The sequence below is a fragment of the Streptomyces sp. BoleA5 genome (genome assembly GCF_000373665.1).
Classification (GTDB): domain Bacteria; phylum Actinomycetota; class Actinomycetes; order Streptomycetales; family Streptomycetaceae; genus Actinacidiphila.
Map to the genome: position 1 here is coordinate 137,780 of NZ_KB892093.1, position 13,414 is coordinate 151,193.

General features: G+C 72.0%; 15 protein-coding genes and 1 tRNA gene. 4 read left to right on the plus strand and 12 right to left on the minus strand.

Going from position 1 to position 13,414, the window contains the following annotated elements; all coding sequences use genetic code 11:
- Window positions 1-843: 843 nt before the first annotated feature.
- From B085_RS0109100 to B085_RS0109140, 9 genes are all read right to left on the minus strand, one after another.
- The gene (locus tag B085_RS0109100) at window positions 844-1,749 is read right to left on the minus strand and encodes an RNA polymerase sigma factor SigF (protein WP_026250826.1); all 906 of its coding nucleotides are present in this window, start codon (window positions 1,747-1,749) and stop codon (window positions 844-846) included.
- A 169-nt stretch (window positions 1,750-1,918) separates the two neighbouring features.
- Window positions 1,919-2,872: an RNA polymerase sigma factor SigF gene (locus tag B085_RS0109105; protein WP_018558264.1), complete on the minus strand. Its 954-nt coding sequence runs from the start codon at window positions 2,870-2,872 to the stop codon at window positions 1,919-1,921.
- 160 nt (window positions 2,873-3,032) lie between these two features.
- On the minus strand, window positions 3,033-3,329 hold the full coding sequence (locus B085_RS0109110; RefSeq protein WP_018558265.1) for a Dabb family protein: 297 nt from the start codon (window positions 3,327-3,329) through the stop codon (window positions 3,033-3,035).
- Window positions 3,330-3,360: 31 nt separating this feature from the next.
- Window positions 3,361-3,525 (minus strand): hypothetical protein, encoded by a 165-nt coding sequence (locus tag B085_RS49960; RefSeq protein ID WP_018558266.1) that lies wholly within the window; start codon window positions 3,523-3,525, stop codon window positions 3,361-3,363.
- A 360-nt stretch (window positions 3,526-3,885) separates the two neighbouring features.
- Window positions 3,886-4,242 carry a hypothetical protein gene (locus B085_RS0109120; RefSeq protein ID WP_018558267.1) on the minus strand — a complete coding sequence of 119 codons (357 nt, stop codon included), beginning with the start codon at window positions 4,240-4,242 and terminating at the stop codon, window positions 3,886-3,888.
- Between the two features lie 179 nt (window positions 4,243-4,421).
- Window positions 4,422-4,508 (minus strand) — tRNA-Ser (locus B085_RS0109125).
- A 10-nt stretch (window positions 4,509-4,518) separates the two neighbouring features.
- A complete protein-coding gene (tadA, locus tag B085_RS0109130) occupies window positions 4,519-4,974 on the minus strand; it encodes a tRNA adenosine(34) deaminase TadA (RefSeq protein ID WP_018558268.1) in 456 nt (151 codons plus the stop codon).
- 38 nt (window positions 4,975-5,012) lie between these two features.
- Window positions 5,013-5,555: a tRNA adenosine deaminase-associated protein gene (locus B085_RS0109135; RefSeq protein ID WP_018558269.1), complete on the minus strand. Its 543-nt coding sequence runs from the start codon at window positions 5,553-5,555 to the stop codon at window positions 5,013-5,015.
- Window positions 5,556-5,775: 220 nt separating this feature from the next.
- Complete coding sequence (locus B085_RS0109140; protein ID WP_018558270.1) at window positions 5,776-5,985, minus strand: hypothetical protein; 210 nt, start codon at window positions 5,983-5,985, stop codon at window positions 5,776-5,778.
- A 145-nt stretch (window positions 5,986-6,130) separates the two neighbouring features.
- Here B085_RS0109140 and upp point away from each other — a divergent pair, with 145 nt between their 5' ends.
- Window positions 6,131-6,766: a uracil phosphoribosyltransferase gene (upp, locus tag B085_RS0109145; RefSeq protein WP_026250827.1), complete on the plus strand. Its 636-nt coding sequence runs from the start codon at window positions 6,131-6,133 to the stop codon at window positions 6,764-6,766.
- An 85-nt stretch (window positions 6,767-6,851) separates the two neighbouring features.
- Here upp and B085_RS0109150 read toward each other — a convergent pair whose 3' ends face one another.
- Complete coding sequence (locus B085_RS0109150; protein WP_026250828.1) at window positions 6,852-7,529, minus strand: LytR C-terminal domain-containing protein; 678 nt, start codon at window positions 7,527-7,529, stop codon at window positions 6,852-6,854.
- A 132-nt stretch (window positions 7,530-7,661) separates the two neighbouring features.
- The gene (locus B085_RS0109155; RefSeq protein WP_018558273.1) at window positions 7,662-7,958 is read right to left on the minus strand and encodes a type II toxin-antitoxin system VapB family antitoxin; all 297 of its coding nucleotides are present in this window, start codon (window positions 7,956-7,958) and stop codon (window positions 7,662-7,664) included.
- A 97-nt stretch (window positions 7,959-8,055) separates the two neighbouring features.
- Here B085_RS0109155 and B085_RS0109160 point away from each other — a divergent pair, with 97 nt between their 5' ends.
- Entirely contained in the window at window positions 8,056-9,606 is a 1,551-nt protein-coding gene (locus tag B085_RS0109160; RefSeq protein WP_018558274.1) for a helicase HerA-like domain-containing protein, read from the plus strand.
- 7 nt (window positions 9,607-9,613) lie between these two features.
- Here B085_RS0109160 and B085_RS0109165 read toward each other — a convergent pair whose 3' ends face one another.
- The gene (locus B085_RS0109165) at window positions 9,614-10,210 is read right to left on the minus strand and encodes an HhH-GPD-type base excision DNA repair protein (protein WP_018558275.1); all 597 of its coding nucleotides are present in this window, start codon (window positions 10,208-10,210) and stop codon (window positions 9,614-9,616) included.
- A gap of 142 nt (window positions 10,211-10,352) precedes the next feature.
- On the opposite strand from B085_RS0109165, the gene B085_RS0109170 reads away from it, so the two are divergent.
- Complete coding sequence (locus B085_RS0109170; protein WP_018558276.1) at window positions 10,353-10,778, plus strand: DUF7144 family membrane protein; 426 nt, start codon at window positions 10,353-10,355, stop codon at window positions 10,776-10,778.
- A gap of 141 nt (window positions 10,779-10,919) precedes the next feature.
- The gene (locus tag B085_RS0109175) at window positions 10,920-13,175 is read left to right on the plus strand and encodes a family 2 encapsulin nanocompartment cargo protein terpene cyclase (RefSeq protein WP_026250829.1); all 2,256 of its coding nucleotides are present in this window, start codon (window positions 10,920-10,922) and stop codon (window positions 13,173-13,175) included.
- Window positions 13,176-13,414: the final 239 nt, after the last annotated feature.

A 13,414-nucleotide genomic window follows, 5' to 3' on the forward strand; every position in this document is an offset into this window, starting at 1 on the left:
CACGCCTTCCCGCGGAAGCGGGGGCCGGTCCCGGGACGGACCGGCCCCCGCCGACGCGTGCCCGGGGCGGGCCGGCGGTCAGGAGTCCGCGACCGAGACGTCCCGGGTCTCGACATGCATGGCGGCACCCGCCAGGCCTCGACGCAGACCTTCCAGGTCGCCTTCGCGCTGCCGCCGCCGGGTACCGGCGCCGGTGCGGCGCGGGTGCTCCGCACCGTGGCCCAGTAGACCCCCGGCAGGTCGATGACGTGCGTGCCGAGGGTGATGGCGCCCGCCGTCGCGGCGCGGTCCCCGGTGTTGGCGAGGGTGACGGTGATTTTCTCGCACCAGCGCTGGGCGCCCGCCGCCCGCTGGAGCGCGCCCACCCCCAGGCGCGCAGGTGCGCCGGGTGCGGGTACGGGGGCGGGTGCGGACGAGGAGGAGGCCGAACCGCCGGGAGCCGGGCGCACCGTGGGGCCGCCGGAGGGAGTCGCGGACGGCGCGGAGCCGCCGCGGCCGTCCGGTGCGCGGGGTGCCTCCGGAGCGGCGGGCGACGTGCGGCCGGGCGCGGACGGCGAAGGCGTACGGCCGTCCAGCGGTACGAGGTCCACGTCACCGGAGGGCGGGGCGTTCATCCCGGGGCCGCCACGCGGTCCCGGGGCGCCGACGGCCATGTAGCCCCGCGCCGTCGCCCTCGCAGTCAGGGCCCAGCGCGGCGAGGGCCCCCAGGCCCAGGCAGACGCCGGCCGCCGAGGCGGCGGCCGACGCGCCCCGGCGGCCCGGCGGTATGTGCACCGTCCCGTCAATGTATTGACGAACCGTCAGGAATGAACCGGCCGGTCCTCCGCCGGCCGGTCCTCGCCCCTACTGCTCGGCGGTCAGGCCCTCGCGCAGCTGCGCCAGGGTCCGGGTCAGCAGCCGGGAGACGTGCATCTGGGAGATGCCGACCTCCTCGCCGATCTGCGACTGCGTCATGTTGGCGAAGAAGCGGAGCATGATGATGCGCCGCTCCCGTGCGGGCAGCTGGGCCAGCAGCGGCTTGAGCGACTCGCGGTACTCCACGCCCTCCAGCGCGGTGTCCTCGTAGCCCAGCCGGTCGGCCAGTGAGCCCTCGCCGCCGTCGTCCTCCGGGGGCGGGGAGTCCAGCGAGCTCGCGGTGTACGCGTTCCCGACCGCGAGGCCGTCGACCACGTCCTCCTCGGAGACGCCGAGCGCCGCCGCGAGTTCGGAGACGGTGGGCGAGCGGTCCAGCCGCTGGGCCAGCTCGTCGCTGGTCTTGGTCAGTGCCAGCCGCAGTTCCTGCAGCCGGCGCGGCACCCGCACCGACCACGAGGTGTCGCGGAAGAAGCGCTTCACCTCGCCGACGATCGTGGGCATCGCGAAGGTGGGGAATTCCACGCCGCGGTTGCAGTCGAAGCGGTCGATCGCCTTGATCAGCCCGATCGTGCCGACCTGGACGATGTCCTCCATCGGCTCGTTGCGGCTGCGGAAGCGGGCCGCCGCGTAACGCACGAGCGGCAGGTTCAGTTCGATGAGCGTGTCCCGTACGTACGCCCGCTCCGGGCTGTCGTCCGGCAGCTCGGCGAGCCGCAGGAACAGCGAGCGGGAGAGCGTGCGGGTGTCGACGCTCGTGTCGATGGCCTCGATCGTGCTGTCGACGGCGGTGGTGTCGGCGACGGCGGTGCCGGCGGTGTCGATGGCCTTGCCGTCAGGAGCATCGTGCGGCGCGTCGGTGTTCAGCACCTTCGGACTGCCCACTTCTACGGACATGCCACCCCCTTGAGGTCGCGGACGGGTGTCGCGGGCGACGGTTCGTTCCTCCACTGGAATACCGGAGGCCGGACCGCGACAAACGCGGTTCCCGCAGAATGTCACATGTCGGCAACGCGCTGTAGCGCCATGTCGACTTATTTCTCAAGGGGTGGGTAGTCCGTAAGGGTTACGATTCGAGCTGGTTTGCGGATCGGAGCCGGGCGAAGCTGCGCGAGAGCAGCCGGGACACATGCATCTGCGAAACCCCGAGTTCGGCACTGATCTGCGATTGCGTCAGATTCCCGAAGTAGCGCAGCAGCAGGATCCGCCGCTCCCGCTCGGGGAGCTGCACCAGCAGGTGCCGCACCAGGTCCCGGTGCTCCACGCCGGTCAGGGCCGGGTCCTCGTAGCCGAGCCGGTCCAGCAGCCCGGGCGCCCCGTCGCCGCCCTCCTGGGCCGCCTCCAGGGACGTGGCGTGGTACGCCCGCCCGGCCTCCAGGCAGGCCAGCACCTCGTCCTCGGAGAGTTTCAGCCGCTCCGCGATCTCCGCGGTGGTGGGGGTGCGCCCGTGGGCCACCGTCAGGTCCTCGATGGCGCCGCTGACCTGGACCCACAGCTCGTGCAGCCGGCGCGGGACGTGGACGGTGCGGACGTTGTCCCTGAAGTAACGTTTGATCTCGCCGACGACGGTCGGCATCGCGAAGGTCGGGAACTGCACCCCGCGTTCGGGGTCGAAGCGGTCGATGGCGTTGATCAGCCCGATCGTGCCGACCTGGACGACGTCCTCCATCGGCTCGTTGCGGCTGCGGAAGCGGGCGGCCGCGTAGCGCACCAGCGGCAGGTTCACCTCGATGAGGGCGGCCCTGACCCGGGAGTGCTCCGGGGTGCCCGGCTCCAGACCCGACAGTTGCTCGAACAGCACCTGCGTCAGCGCCCGCGCCTCCACGGCGTTGCTGTTGGTGCTCCCCCTGCTGCCGCTGCCGCTGCCGCTGGAGCTGGCGCTGCTGCCGTTGCTCGCCGTACCGGTCGCCGTACCGGTCTCGCCGCCGGTCGTCGTGCCGGTCTCGCCGCCGGTCGTCGTGCCGGTCCCGCTGCCGTCTCCGGAGGTCGATGGTGACGCGGGTCGGGCCGACACGGACATGCCACTCCTCATCGGTCCACTATCCGGCAAAAGCGGTCATAGCATCACAATTCATGTGGACTGTGTGCAAGTGAGGCGCGGCCCTCAATGAAAAAGCCCTCCGCCCGGCGGGCGGAGGGCTGTGCGTCAGGAGCGGGGCCCGAGGGGCCGCCGCGGGGCGTCACTCGAACATGTAGTCGGCGACCACCCAGGTGGAGAACTCGCGCCACAGCGCCACCCCGGCCTGGTGCGCGGGGTGCTCCAGATACGTCTTGAGTGCGGTGGCGTCCGCCACCGAGGAGTTGATCGCGAAGTCGTAGGCGATCGGGCGGTCCGAGATGTTCCAGCCCAGTTCCCAGGAGGCCAGCTCGGGGATCTGCCCGCCGAGCCGCTCGAAGGCGTCGACGCCGGCCACGACCCGGGGGTCGTCGCGTTCGACGCCCGCGTCGAGCTTGAAAAGGACCAGATGGCGTATCACGGTGCTGTGCTCCTCACCGGCTCCCGGCCGGTCAGTTGACCAGCGCGGTCATGAACTCCCCGACACCCTTGGCGGCGTCCGATATGCCCTGGAAGCCTATCTGTACGAGATCGGCTGCGCGGGCCGGCGACGTCACGATCGTATAGAGCACGAAAGCCACGATGACGTACATGGTGATTTTCTTCGCCTGCGCCATGGCTGGAGTGTATCCACCGGATGGCGCAATCAGGCGGGTGACGGAAGGCCTCCTTGCGGGTGATCCACGACCCCGTCCCGCTCTGTGTGTGACGCTCGCCACAGCCGGTCCGGAAGGCCGGAAAACGCCGAGAACGCCCGGTCCGGAGGGGTCTTCGGCTTCGTGAGGGCGGGACCCGTGGCCCGACGGTGCGGTCACGGTCCCGCTGTCCGGTGCGGTCACCCTCAGGCAACCCCCGCCCAGAGCGACGGCGGTGGGATCCGGACCCGCCAAGGGGCCGCCTTCCCAAGCGCTTTCCGGAAGCACGGCGATGCCGGGCACTGCCGCAGCGCGGCGCGCGACCGACGTGCCGACCGGACGTCAGCAGTTCTCGTTCCTCATGACCGCTCCGAAGACGATGAGCTGCTCGGGAGTCTGCCTCGCACTGCAGATCTTCCATCCCTCGCCGTCACCGACGGTGCGGTGCTTTCCGCTCGCGTCGAAGAGCCGCACGTCGGCGTCGGGGCCGAGTTGCTCGATCGCTCCCCTGACGCTGCCACCGACGAAGAGGGGCATCGGAACGTCGCCCGGGCCCGGACGTGAGGCGGTCGGCGTGACCGGGGGCCGGGAGGGGGCGGCGTGGCCCCGGGACTGGGGCGGCTGGGGGGAGGCGCTGCAAGCGGTGAGCGAGGCGAGGAGGGCGAGAGCGAGAACCGGTGTGACGGAGCGGGTGGGCATGTCTCCCCCGAGGGTGGCCGTGGTCCGGCGATCATCATCGCCGCCCTGCCGGCCCGTGGGAAGCGGCGGGCGGCGGTACCGGCACGCCGGCCGGAGGCATCGGGACCGGCCACGGGACACACGGACGAGGGGCGGCACCCGGGAAGATCTCCCGGATGCCGCCCCTCACCAGCTCAGAGCGGTAGCGGTGGGATTTGAACCCACGGAGGAGTTGCCCCCTCACACGCTTTCGAGGCGTGCTCCTTAGGCCGCTCGGACACGCTACCGAGAGAGAGCTTAGCGGACGTCCGGGGGTGCTCCGAAATCCTTTGTCCGGAAGAAGCGGGTGAGGAGCTCACCGCACTCCTCGGCGAGCACACCGTGGATCACTTCCGGACGGTGGTTGAGCCGCCGGTCACGGACGAGGTCCCACAGGGAGCCCGCCGCACCGGCCTTCTCGTCGACGGCGCCGTACACGACGCGCTCGAGCCGGGAGGCGACGGCGGCCCCCGCGCACATGGTGCAGGGCTCCAGGGTCACCACCAGCGTGCAGCCCGTCAGCCGCCATTCCCCGAGCGCCTTCGCGGCCTCCCGGACGGCGAGCACCTCCGCGTGTGCGGTCGGGTCGCCGACCGCCTCGCGTTCGTTGCGGCCACGGCCGATGACCGTGCCCTGCGGGGACAGCACCACCGCCCCCACCGGCACATCGCCGGTGCGCGGGGCGAGACGGGCCTCCTCCAGGGCGAGCCGCATCGGGGAGACCCAGGGTTCGCGCAGCGGGTCGGTCCCGGTCAGCGGACCGCCTCCAGCACGTCGGCGCAGCCCAGCGAGTCGGCGATCTCCCCGAGCGCCTCCCCGGTCAGCGCGCCGTCGCCGCTGAGGGCCAGCAGCTCCTTGTCGCTCATGCCGAAGTCCGCGAGGAGCTCGGCGTCCCCGAGCGGGCCCACGGGGACGTGCTCCTCCGTCGGGCCGGGCACCACGTCGTCGTCGAGGTCCTCGGCGTCACCTTCCTCGGTGCCGTCGAGGTCGACGATGTCGTCCAGGTCCTCGGGGTCGCGCCCCAGCAGTTCGTCGGTGAGCAGGATCTCCCCGTACGAGCTCCGCGCCGCCGTGGCGGCGTCGGACACGTAGATCCGCGGGTCCTCCTCACCGTCGACGCGGACGACGCCGAACCAGGCGTCCTCCTGCTCGATGAAGACCAGGACCGTATCCTCCCCGGCTGAAGCAGCCCGGGCCAAGTCGGTCAGGTCGGCGAGGGTTTCCACATCGTCGAGATCGGTCTCGCGCGCTTCCCAACCGTCCTCGGTGCGCGCGAGCAGTGCGGCGAAGTACACCGTGACTCTCCCACAGGTCTCAGGCCGTCCGGACTTACGGGCGGGGGCCGAATGTTCCGGCGCAGCTCCCCGCCCACACTCGGCATCGTGGCAGAAACCTCGGCTTTGCGAAGGGTCTTCCGCGCGTGCCGCGTGCCAGGCCTTCCGGCTTTTTCCGCGCGGCGGCCTGCGGGGACCCCGTCGGCGCCCGCCATGTGGCGGCATTGCGCCGGCCCGGGGACTACCAGCGGAACGTTCGCATCCGCATCTGCTGGCGCGCGCGTGCCGCGCGTGCCCGGCGTGGCTGGACGCGGTCACGGAGTTCCTTGGCCTCGTTCAGTTCGCGCAGGAACATGGCGCGCCGCCGTCGGCGTTCGGCGTCGCGCTCCTGCTGCGTACGGGCCTCGCCCGTGTCGTCCGCGCCGGCGGCGTCGCTGCCGCGCTCCGTCATGGGGCACCACCCCTAGAGATCCACGTGCCCGGCCGGGACAGTCCGGGCGTAAGGGCACGCATTCCCCCTCTCGGGTGGTTCGAAGCCTGACCGGCGGCACGGACCGGGCAGGCCGGTGCACAGGCCGAACGTTAGAGTCGTGGACATGCGGATCCACGTCGTCGACCACCCCCTGGTGGCGCACAAACTCACCACCCTGCGCGACGAGCGCACCGACTCGCCGACCTTCCGTCGGCTGGCCGACGAGCTGGTCACCCTGCTCGCCTACGAGGCGACCCGTGACGTGCGCACCGAGCAGGTGGACATCAGCACGCCCGTCGCGGACACCACGGGCGTGCGCCTGTCCCACCCGCGTCCGCTGGTCGTGCCGATCCTGCGGGCCGGCCTCGGGATGCTGGAGGGCCTGGTGCGCCTCCTGCCGACCGCGGAGGTCGGCTTCCTCGGCATGATCCGCGACGAGGAGACCCTGGAGGCGAAGACCTACGCCACCCGGATGCCGGAGGACCTGTCGGGGCGGCAGGTGTACGTCCTGGACCCGATGCTGGCCACCGGCGGCACGCTGATCGCCGCGATCGACCTGCTGATCGAGCGGGGCGCCGACGACGTGACGGCCGTGGTGCTGCTGGCCTCGCCGGAGGGTGTCGAGGCGATGGAGCTCGCGCTGGCGGGCAAGCCGGTCACCGTGGTCACCGCGGCGGTCGACGACCACCTCAACGAGCAGGGCTACATCGTCCCGGGCCTGGGCGACGCGGGCGACCGCCTCTACGGCACGGCCGGCTGACGCCGCCGTCCCACGACGTACGGAAACCGGCCGCCGGGGCGTCACGCCCCGGCGGCCGGTTCCGTCGTACGGCCGTGCCGCCGGGCTAACAGCTTCCGGCGCTCGGCGCCGCGCTGGGGCGGGCCAGGGCGGCGAGGGCCTTCTCGACGGCCTTGTCGCCGGAGAGCTTGGTGAAGCCCTTGCCGAGCATGACGTCCACCGTGCCGGTGGCGCGCTTGGAGCCGGCGGCCGCGGGCTTGAGCGTGGTGGTGCCCTTGAACTGGGCGGCGACCAGCTTCATCGCGGCCTCGGCCTTGGGGCCGTGGCCACCGATCAGCAGCGCGGCCACCTTCACCTTGCGGTCGTACTCGGGGTCGGCGTTGCCGAAGGTGCCCACCTTGAAGCCGCGCGCGGCGAACTCGTCGGCGGTGTCCTTGGCCAGGCCGCCCTTGGCGGTGGCGTTGTACACGTTGATCGTCACCTCCCCGGGTTCCGGGAAGGCGATGGGTGCCGCGGAGGCGGAGCCCGGGGCGGCCGCGGCCTTGCAGGTGCGCTCCTTGGCGGCGTTCTCGGCCTGGGCGGCCGTGTTCTTCGCCGGCGTGGACTTGCCGCCGAAGACGTCGACCAGTTGGAGCGTGCCCCAGCCGGCCAGGCCGACCACGGCGACGGTCGTCACGACGACCGCGACGATGCGCACCTTGCTCCGGGGGCGGCGCATCCGCGGGTACTGGTTCCCGGTGACCCGGTACTTTCCGCCCATGCCCGGGGGCGTCAGCATGCTCATGTGCGCAGCGTAGTGCGATCGGGCGGCCGGGCCTACTAAACGATCAACCAATCGGGGCCAATGGGGGGGAGTTGAACCCGAAAGGGCGAAGGCGTCCCCCGTGGAGGCGGGCCCGGCCGAGCGGTGCGGAGGTCAGTCCATCTCCAGCACCCGGGCGTGCAGCACCTGGCGTTGCTGGAGCGCCGCGCGCACGGCCCGGTGGAGCCCGTCCTCCAGGTAGAGGTCGCCCCGCCACTTCACGACGTGCGCGAACAGGTCCCCGTAGAAGGTCGAGTCCTCGGCGAGGAGTGTCTCCAGGTCGAGTTGCCCCTTGGTGGTGACCAACTGGTCGAGGCGTACCGGACGTGGGGCGACGTCCGCCCATTCACGGGTGCTTTTCCGGCCGTGGTCGGGGTACGGCCGCCCGTTTCCGATGCGCTTGAAGATCACACGGAAAGCCTACCGGGCAAGGGCGTACGGGCGCAGCAACGGCGCAGGAGTGCGATGGTGGGCAAATACGGTGATAGCGGGAGCAGCGGAGCAGCCCATGACCACGCCGAGCCCACCCGGCACCGCCCGGGCCATCGCCGAGGGGTACGCCTTCACCGGTCCGGCCCTCGAACTCGGCGCCCTGCTCTGGGAGGACCGGGCACTGCCCGAGGCGCCCGTACGCGTCCCGCTGGCGGTGCTCAACCGGCACGGCCTCGTCGCGGGCGCCACCGGGACCGGCAAGACCAAGACGCTCCAACTCGTCGCGGAACAGCTCTCCGCGCATGGCGTGCCGGTCTTCCTCGCCGACGTCAAGGGAGACGTCTGCGGCATCTGTGCCCCGGGCGTGCCCGGCGACCGCGTCGCCCGGCGGGCCGCCGAGGTGGGGCAGGACTGGAGCCCGGCCGGCTGCCCCGCCGAGTTCTACGCCCTCGGCGGCATGGGCCGGGGCATCCCGCTGCGGGCCACGGTGACGAGCTTCGGTCCCGTGCTGCTCTCCAAGGTGCTGGGGCTCAACACCACGCAGGAGCAGTCGCTCGGCCTGATCTTCCACTACGCCGACACCAAGGGCCTGGAGCTGCTGGACCTGAAGGACCTGCGGGCCGTGGTCACCTTCCTCACCTCCGACGAGGGCAGGCCGGAGCTGAAGGGGATCGGCGGGGTCTCGGCGGCGACGGCCGGGGTGATCCTGCGGTCGCTGACGGCCTTCGAGGCACAGGGGGCGGGCGCCTTCTTCGGCGAGCCGGAGTTCGACACCGCCGAACTGCTGCGGAGCGACGGCGACGGGCGGGGCGTGGTCTCCGTTCTGGAACTGCCGGCCGTGCAGGACCGGCCGCAGCTCTTCTCCACCTTCCTCATGTGGCTGCTGGCCGACCTCTTCGAGGAACTGCCCGAGGTCGGCGACCTGGACCGGCCCAAGCTGGTGTTCTTCTTCGACGAGGCGCACCTGCTGTTCACCGGGGCGAGCAAGGCCTTCCTGGAGGCCATCACGCAGACCGTGCGGCTGATCCGGTCCAAGGGCGTCGGCATCTTCTTCGTGACGCAGACCCCGAAGGACGTGCCCTCCGAGGTGCTCGGCCAGCTGGGCAACCGGGTGCAGCACGCGCTGCGCGCCTTCACCCCGGAGGACGCCAAGGCGCTCAAGGCGACGGTGCGCACCTTCCCCACCTCGCCGTACGACCTGGAGGAACTGCTCACCGGGCTCGGCACCGGCGAGGCCGTGGTCACCGTCCTCGACGAGGACGGCGCCCCCACCCCGGTCGCGGCGGTGCGGCTGCGGGCACCGCGGTCGCTGATGGGTCCCGCCGACCCGGCGGCGATGGACGCGGCGATCGCGAACTCGCCGCTGTACGCGCGCTACGCGCAGGCGGTGGACCGGGAATCGGCGTACGAGCGGCTGGCCGGACGGCCGGCGCCGGCTCCCGCGCGGCCGTCCCCGCCGGGCGCTGCCGGCCGCGGGCGCCGGGAGCGGCCGCGGGAGGACACGGGGAAGGGGGAGCAGGTGATGGGCAGCGGGGTCTTCCAGACCCTGGCCCGCTCCATCGGCACCCAGATCGGGCGGGAGATCACCCGGTCCCTGTTCGGTACGTCCAAGCGCCGCCGCCGATAGCGGTCGGTCAGGACCCCTTAGCGGCCTTCGCCTCCTTGGCGGCCCGCTTCTGCTCCTGCTTGAAGGCCCGCACCTTGTCCAGGGACTCCGGCCCGGTGATGTCGGCGACCGAACGGTGGGAGTCCCGGTCCCCGTAGGCGCCCGCCGCCTCGCGCCATCCCTCCGGCGTCACGCCGAGCTGCTTGCCCAGCAGTGCGAGGAAGATCTGCGCCTTCTGCTTCCCGAAGCCGGGCAGCTCGTTGAGCCTGGTCAGCAGCTCGCGGCCGTCGGAGACATCCCTCCAGACCGCCCCGGCGTCGCCGTCGTAGTGCTCGACGAGGTACTGGCACAGCTGCTGGACCCGCTTGGCCATCGACCCCGGGTAGCGGTGGACGGCGGGCTTCTGCGAGAGCAGCTCCGAGAAGGCCTCGGGGTCGTAGGCCGCGATCTCCCCGCAGTCGAGGTCGTCGCGGCCCATGCGCTGCGCGATGGTCCAGGGGCCGGAGAAGGCCCATTCCATGGGGATCTGCTGGTCGAGCAGCATGCCGACCAGGGCCGCCAGCGGGCTGCGGGAGAGCAGGGCGTCGGCCTCGGGCTGCTGGGCGAGGTGGAGTGTCGTTGCCATGCACCGATGATCTCGCCTGCCGGGGTTTGCCGCCCGCGGGTCACCCGGACGGCGCAGCGCGGATGGCCGTACCGGGCGGCCGGGCGGACCGTGTGGAGTGTCCGGGCAGCGTGTCCGGGCACCGAGGGACGGGAGCCATCTCATGAGCCAGCAGACACAGCCGGTCACCGAGCGCCGTCACTCGGGGCCGGCGTCGGGGGGTACCACCTTCGCCGGGGTGCTGCTCATCGTCTCCGGCGTCGTGATGATCTTCGAGGGTATCTCGGCCATCGCCCAGGACGACATCTGGGTCCGGCTCGGCGACTACGTCTTCAAGTTCAACCTGACGGCCTGGGGCTGGATCCACCTCGTGCTCGGTGTGCTGGTCCTCGTGGTCGGCGCCGCCCTGCTGCAGAACGCCCCCGACTGGGCCCGGGTCGTCGGTGTCGCCCTGGCGGCGTTCAACATCATCGTGAACTTCGCGTGGATGCCGTACACGCCGGTGTGGGCGATCATCGTCATCGCCATCGACGTCTTCGTCATCTGGGCGCTGTGCAGGAGCTGGGGGGAGCACCCCAAGCGGGCCTGAGGTCCGCGGACGAGCGGGGCCGGCCCGGGATACGGGCCGGCCCCCGCGCTCGTCCGGGGCTTCTCCCGCGGGTTTTCACCCGTTCGTATGGGTTGCCCGCCGTGCCGGATAGGGCCCGTGGCCCCGGGTAGCGCTGAACGAGTGACGCAGCCATTTGAACTGCCCGACTTCTACCTGCCGCACCCCGCGCGACTCAACCCCCACGTGGAGCAGGCCCGGGAGCACTCCCGAGGGTGGGCGCGGGAGATGGGGATGCTCGAGGGCTCGGGCATCTGGGACACCGGCGACCTCGACTCGCACGACTACGCGCTGCTGTGCGCGTACACGCACCCGGACTGCTCCGGGCCGGCCCTGTCCCTGGTGACGGACTGGTACGTGTGGGTCTTCTTCTTCGACGACCACTTCCTGGAGGCGTTCAAGCGCACGCAGGACCGCGAGGGCGGCAAGGCGTACCTGGACCGGCTGCCGGCCTTCATGCCGATGGACCTGGAGCAGGGCATGCCCGAGCCCCGGAACCCGGTGGAGGCGGGCCTCGCCGACCTGTGGGCGCGCACGGTGCCGGCCATGTCCACGGACTGGCGCAGGCGTTTCGCCGAGAGCACCGAGCACCTGCTCAACGAGTCCCTGTGGGAGCTGTCCAACATCAACGCGGGCCGGGTGCCCAACCCGGTGGAGTACATCGAGATGCGCCGCAAGGTCGGCGGCGCGCCCTGGTCGGCGGGGCTGGTGGAGTACGCCGCCGGAGCGGAGGTGCCAGCCGCCGTCGCCGGGGCGCGGCCGCTGCTCGTGCTGCGGGACGCCTTCTCCGACGCGGTGCACCTGCGCAACGACCTCTTCTCGTACCAGCGGGAGACCGAGGAGGAGGGCGAGCTCAGCAACGGCGTACTGGTCCTGGAGACCTTCCTCGGCTGCTCGACGCAGGAGGCCGCCGAGTCGGTCAACGACCTGCTGACCTCCCGGCTGCAGCAGTTCGAGAACACCGTGCTCACGGAGCTGCCGCCGCTCTTCGCCGAGCACGCGCTCGACCCGGTGCAGTGCGCGCGGGTGCTGGCGTACGTCAAGGGCCTGCAGGACTGGCAGTCCGGCGGCCATGAGTGGCACATGCGCTCCAGCCGCTACATGAACGGCGGCGGAGCGCGGTCCGGAGACGGAGCCGGGGCCGGGGCCGGGGGCGCGGAGGCCGGATGGTCGCCGTTCGCGCTGCCCGGCGGGCTCGGGCTGTCGGCGGGGACCGTACGGACCACCGGCCGCGCCGAGGCGGCACGCGTCCGCGGGTTCACCCATGCGCCACGGAGCACCGGGCCGATCCCGCTGCCCGACTTCCTGATGCCCTTCACGGCCAGGTCCAGCCCGCATCTGGACGCGTCCCGGCGCCATGTCGTCGACTGGGCACACCGGATGGGCCTGCTGCTGCCGCAACCCGGGGTACCGCACTCCCACGTGTGGGACGAACACAAGCTGGTCGCCTTCGACTTCCCGCTGTGCGCGGCCGGCATCCACCCCGACGCGACCCCCGAGGGGCTGGACCTCACCTCGGGCTGGCTCACCTGGGGCACCTACGCCGACGACTACTTCCCCGCCGTGTACGGCCGCACCCGCGATCTGGCTGGCGCCCGCGCGGCCAACGAGCGGCTTTCGGCCTTCATGCCGGTCGACGGCAGCCCGGCTCCGGCCCCGGCCACCGCCCTGGAACGGAGTCTGGCCGACCTGTGGTCGCGGACGGCCGGGGCGATGGAACCGCAGGCGCGGCGCCGCTTCCGCACCGCCGTCGAGAGCATGACCGCGAGTTGGCAGTGGGAACTGGCCAACGCGGCGCAGAACCGCATCCCCGACCCGGTCGACTACCTGGAGATGCGCCGCCACACCTTCGGTTCGGACCTGACGATGAGCCTGTGCCGGCTGGGCCACGGCAGGCGGGTGCCGGAGGAGGTCTACCGCAGCGGGCCGATGCGGTCGCTGGAGAACGCCGCCGCCGACTACGCCTGCCTGATGAACGACGTCTTCTCGTACCGGAAGGAGATCGAGTACGAGGGCGAGATCCACAACGCCCTGCTGGTCGTGCAGAACTTCTTCGACTGCGACGAGCAGGCCTCGCTCGCCGTCGTCCACGACCTGATGACCGGGCGGATGCGTCAGTTCCAGCATGTCGCGGAGAACGAACTCCCCGTGCTGTACGACGACTTCGCCCTCGGCGCTGACGCGCGGGCCGTGCTGGACGGCTATGTGCGCGAGCTGCAGAACTGGCTCGCGGGCATCCTGGTCTGGCACCGCGGCTGCCGCCGCTACGACGAGGCGGAACTGCGCCGCCCGGTGGGGGGCGTCGGCGCCCGGCTGACCACCGGGCCGACCGGGCTGGGCACGTCGGCGGCGCGCCTGGCGGTCCTGGCCGCGCGCTGACCCCGGGGGAGGGGGCGGGGGCCGAGCCGGCGCGGACGAGGCCTTCCGCCCCTTCGCCGCCCGGACGGCGCGCCGCCGTCAGTCAATCCAGGCCTGGTACGACATGACGTCTCCGGCCTTCACCCGGTACTCGGGCCGGTCCTGGGTGAAGGCCCCCGAGAGCACGAGGACCAGGACGGCCGCCACGGCCGCCGCGACCGCGGCCGGGCCCGCGACGAGGCCGCCCGGCCGGCGCGCGG

What these genes read in the sequence shown, in the direction of transcription:
- B085_RS0109100 (WP_026250826.1), bottom strand. Translation starts at nt 1,749, where the DNA reads ATGTCCGTAGAAGTGGGCAGTCCGAAGGTGCTGAACACCGACGCGCCG.
- B085_RS0109105 (WP_018558264.1), bottom strand. Translation starts at nt 2,872, where the DNA reads ATGTCCGTGTCGGCCCGACCCGCGTCACCATCGACCTCCGGAGACGGC.
- B085_RS49960 (WP_018558266.1), bottom strand. Translation starts at nt 3,525, where the DNA reads ATGGCGCAGGCGAAGAAAATCACCATGTACGTCATCGTGGCTTTCGTG.
- B085_RS0109120 (WP_018558267.1), bottom strand. Translation starts at nt 4,242, where the DNA reads ATGCCCACCCGCTCCGTCACACCGGTTCTCGCTCTCGCCCTCCTCGCC.
- tadA (WP_018558268.1), bottom strand. Translation starts at nt 4,974, where the DNA reads ATGCGGCTCGCCCTGGAGGAGGCCCGTCTCGCCCCGCGCACCGGCGAT.
- B085_RS0109140 (WP_018558270.1), bottom strand. Translation starts at nt 5,985, where the DNA reads ATGACGGAGCGCGGCAGCGACGCCGCCGGCGCGGACGACACGGGCGAG.
- upp (WP_026250827.1), top strand. Translation starts at nt 6,131, where the DNA reads ATGCGGATCCACGTCGTCGACCACCCCCTGGTGGCGCACAAACTCACC.
- B085_RS0109150 (WP_026250828.1), bottom strand. Translation starts at nt 7,529, where the DNA reads ATGAGCATGCTGACGCCCCCGGGCATGGGCGGAAAGTACCGGGTCACC.
- B085_RS0109160 (WP_018558274.1), top strand. Translation starts at nt 8,056, where the DNA reads ATGACCACGCCGAGCCCACCCGGCACCGCCCGGGCCATCGCCGAGGGG.
- B085_RS0109165 (WP_018558275.1), bottom strand. Translation starts at nt 10,210, where the DNA reads ATGGCAACGACACTCCACCTCGCCCAGCAGCCCGAGGCCGACGCCCTG.
- B085_RS0109170 (WP_018558276.1), top strand. Translation starts at nt 10,353, where the DNA reads ATGAGCCAGCAGACACAGCCGGTCACCGAGCGCCGTCACTCGGGGCCG.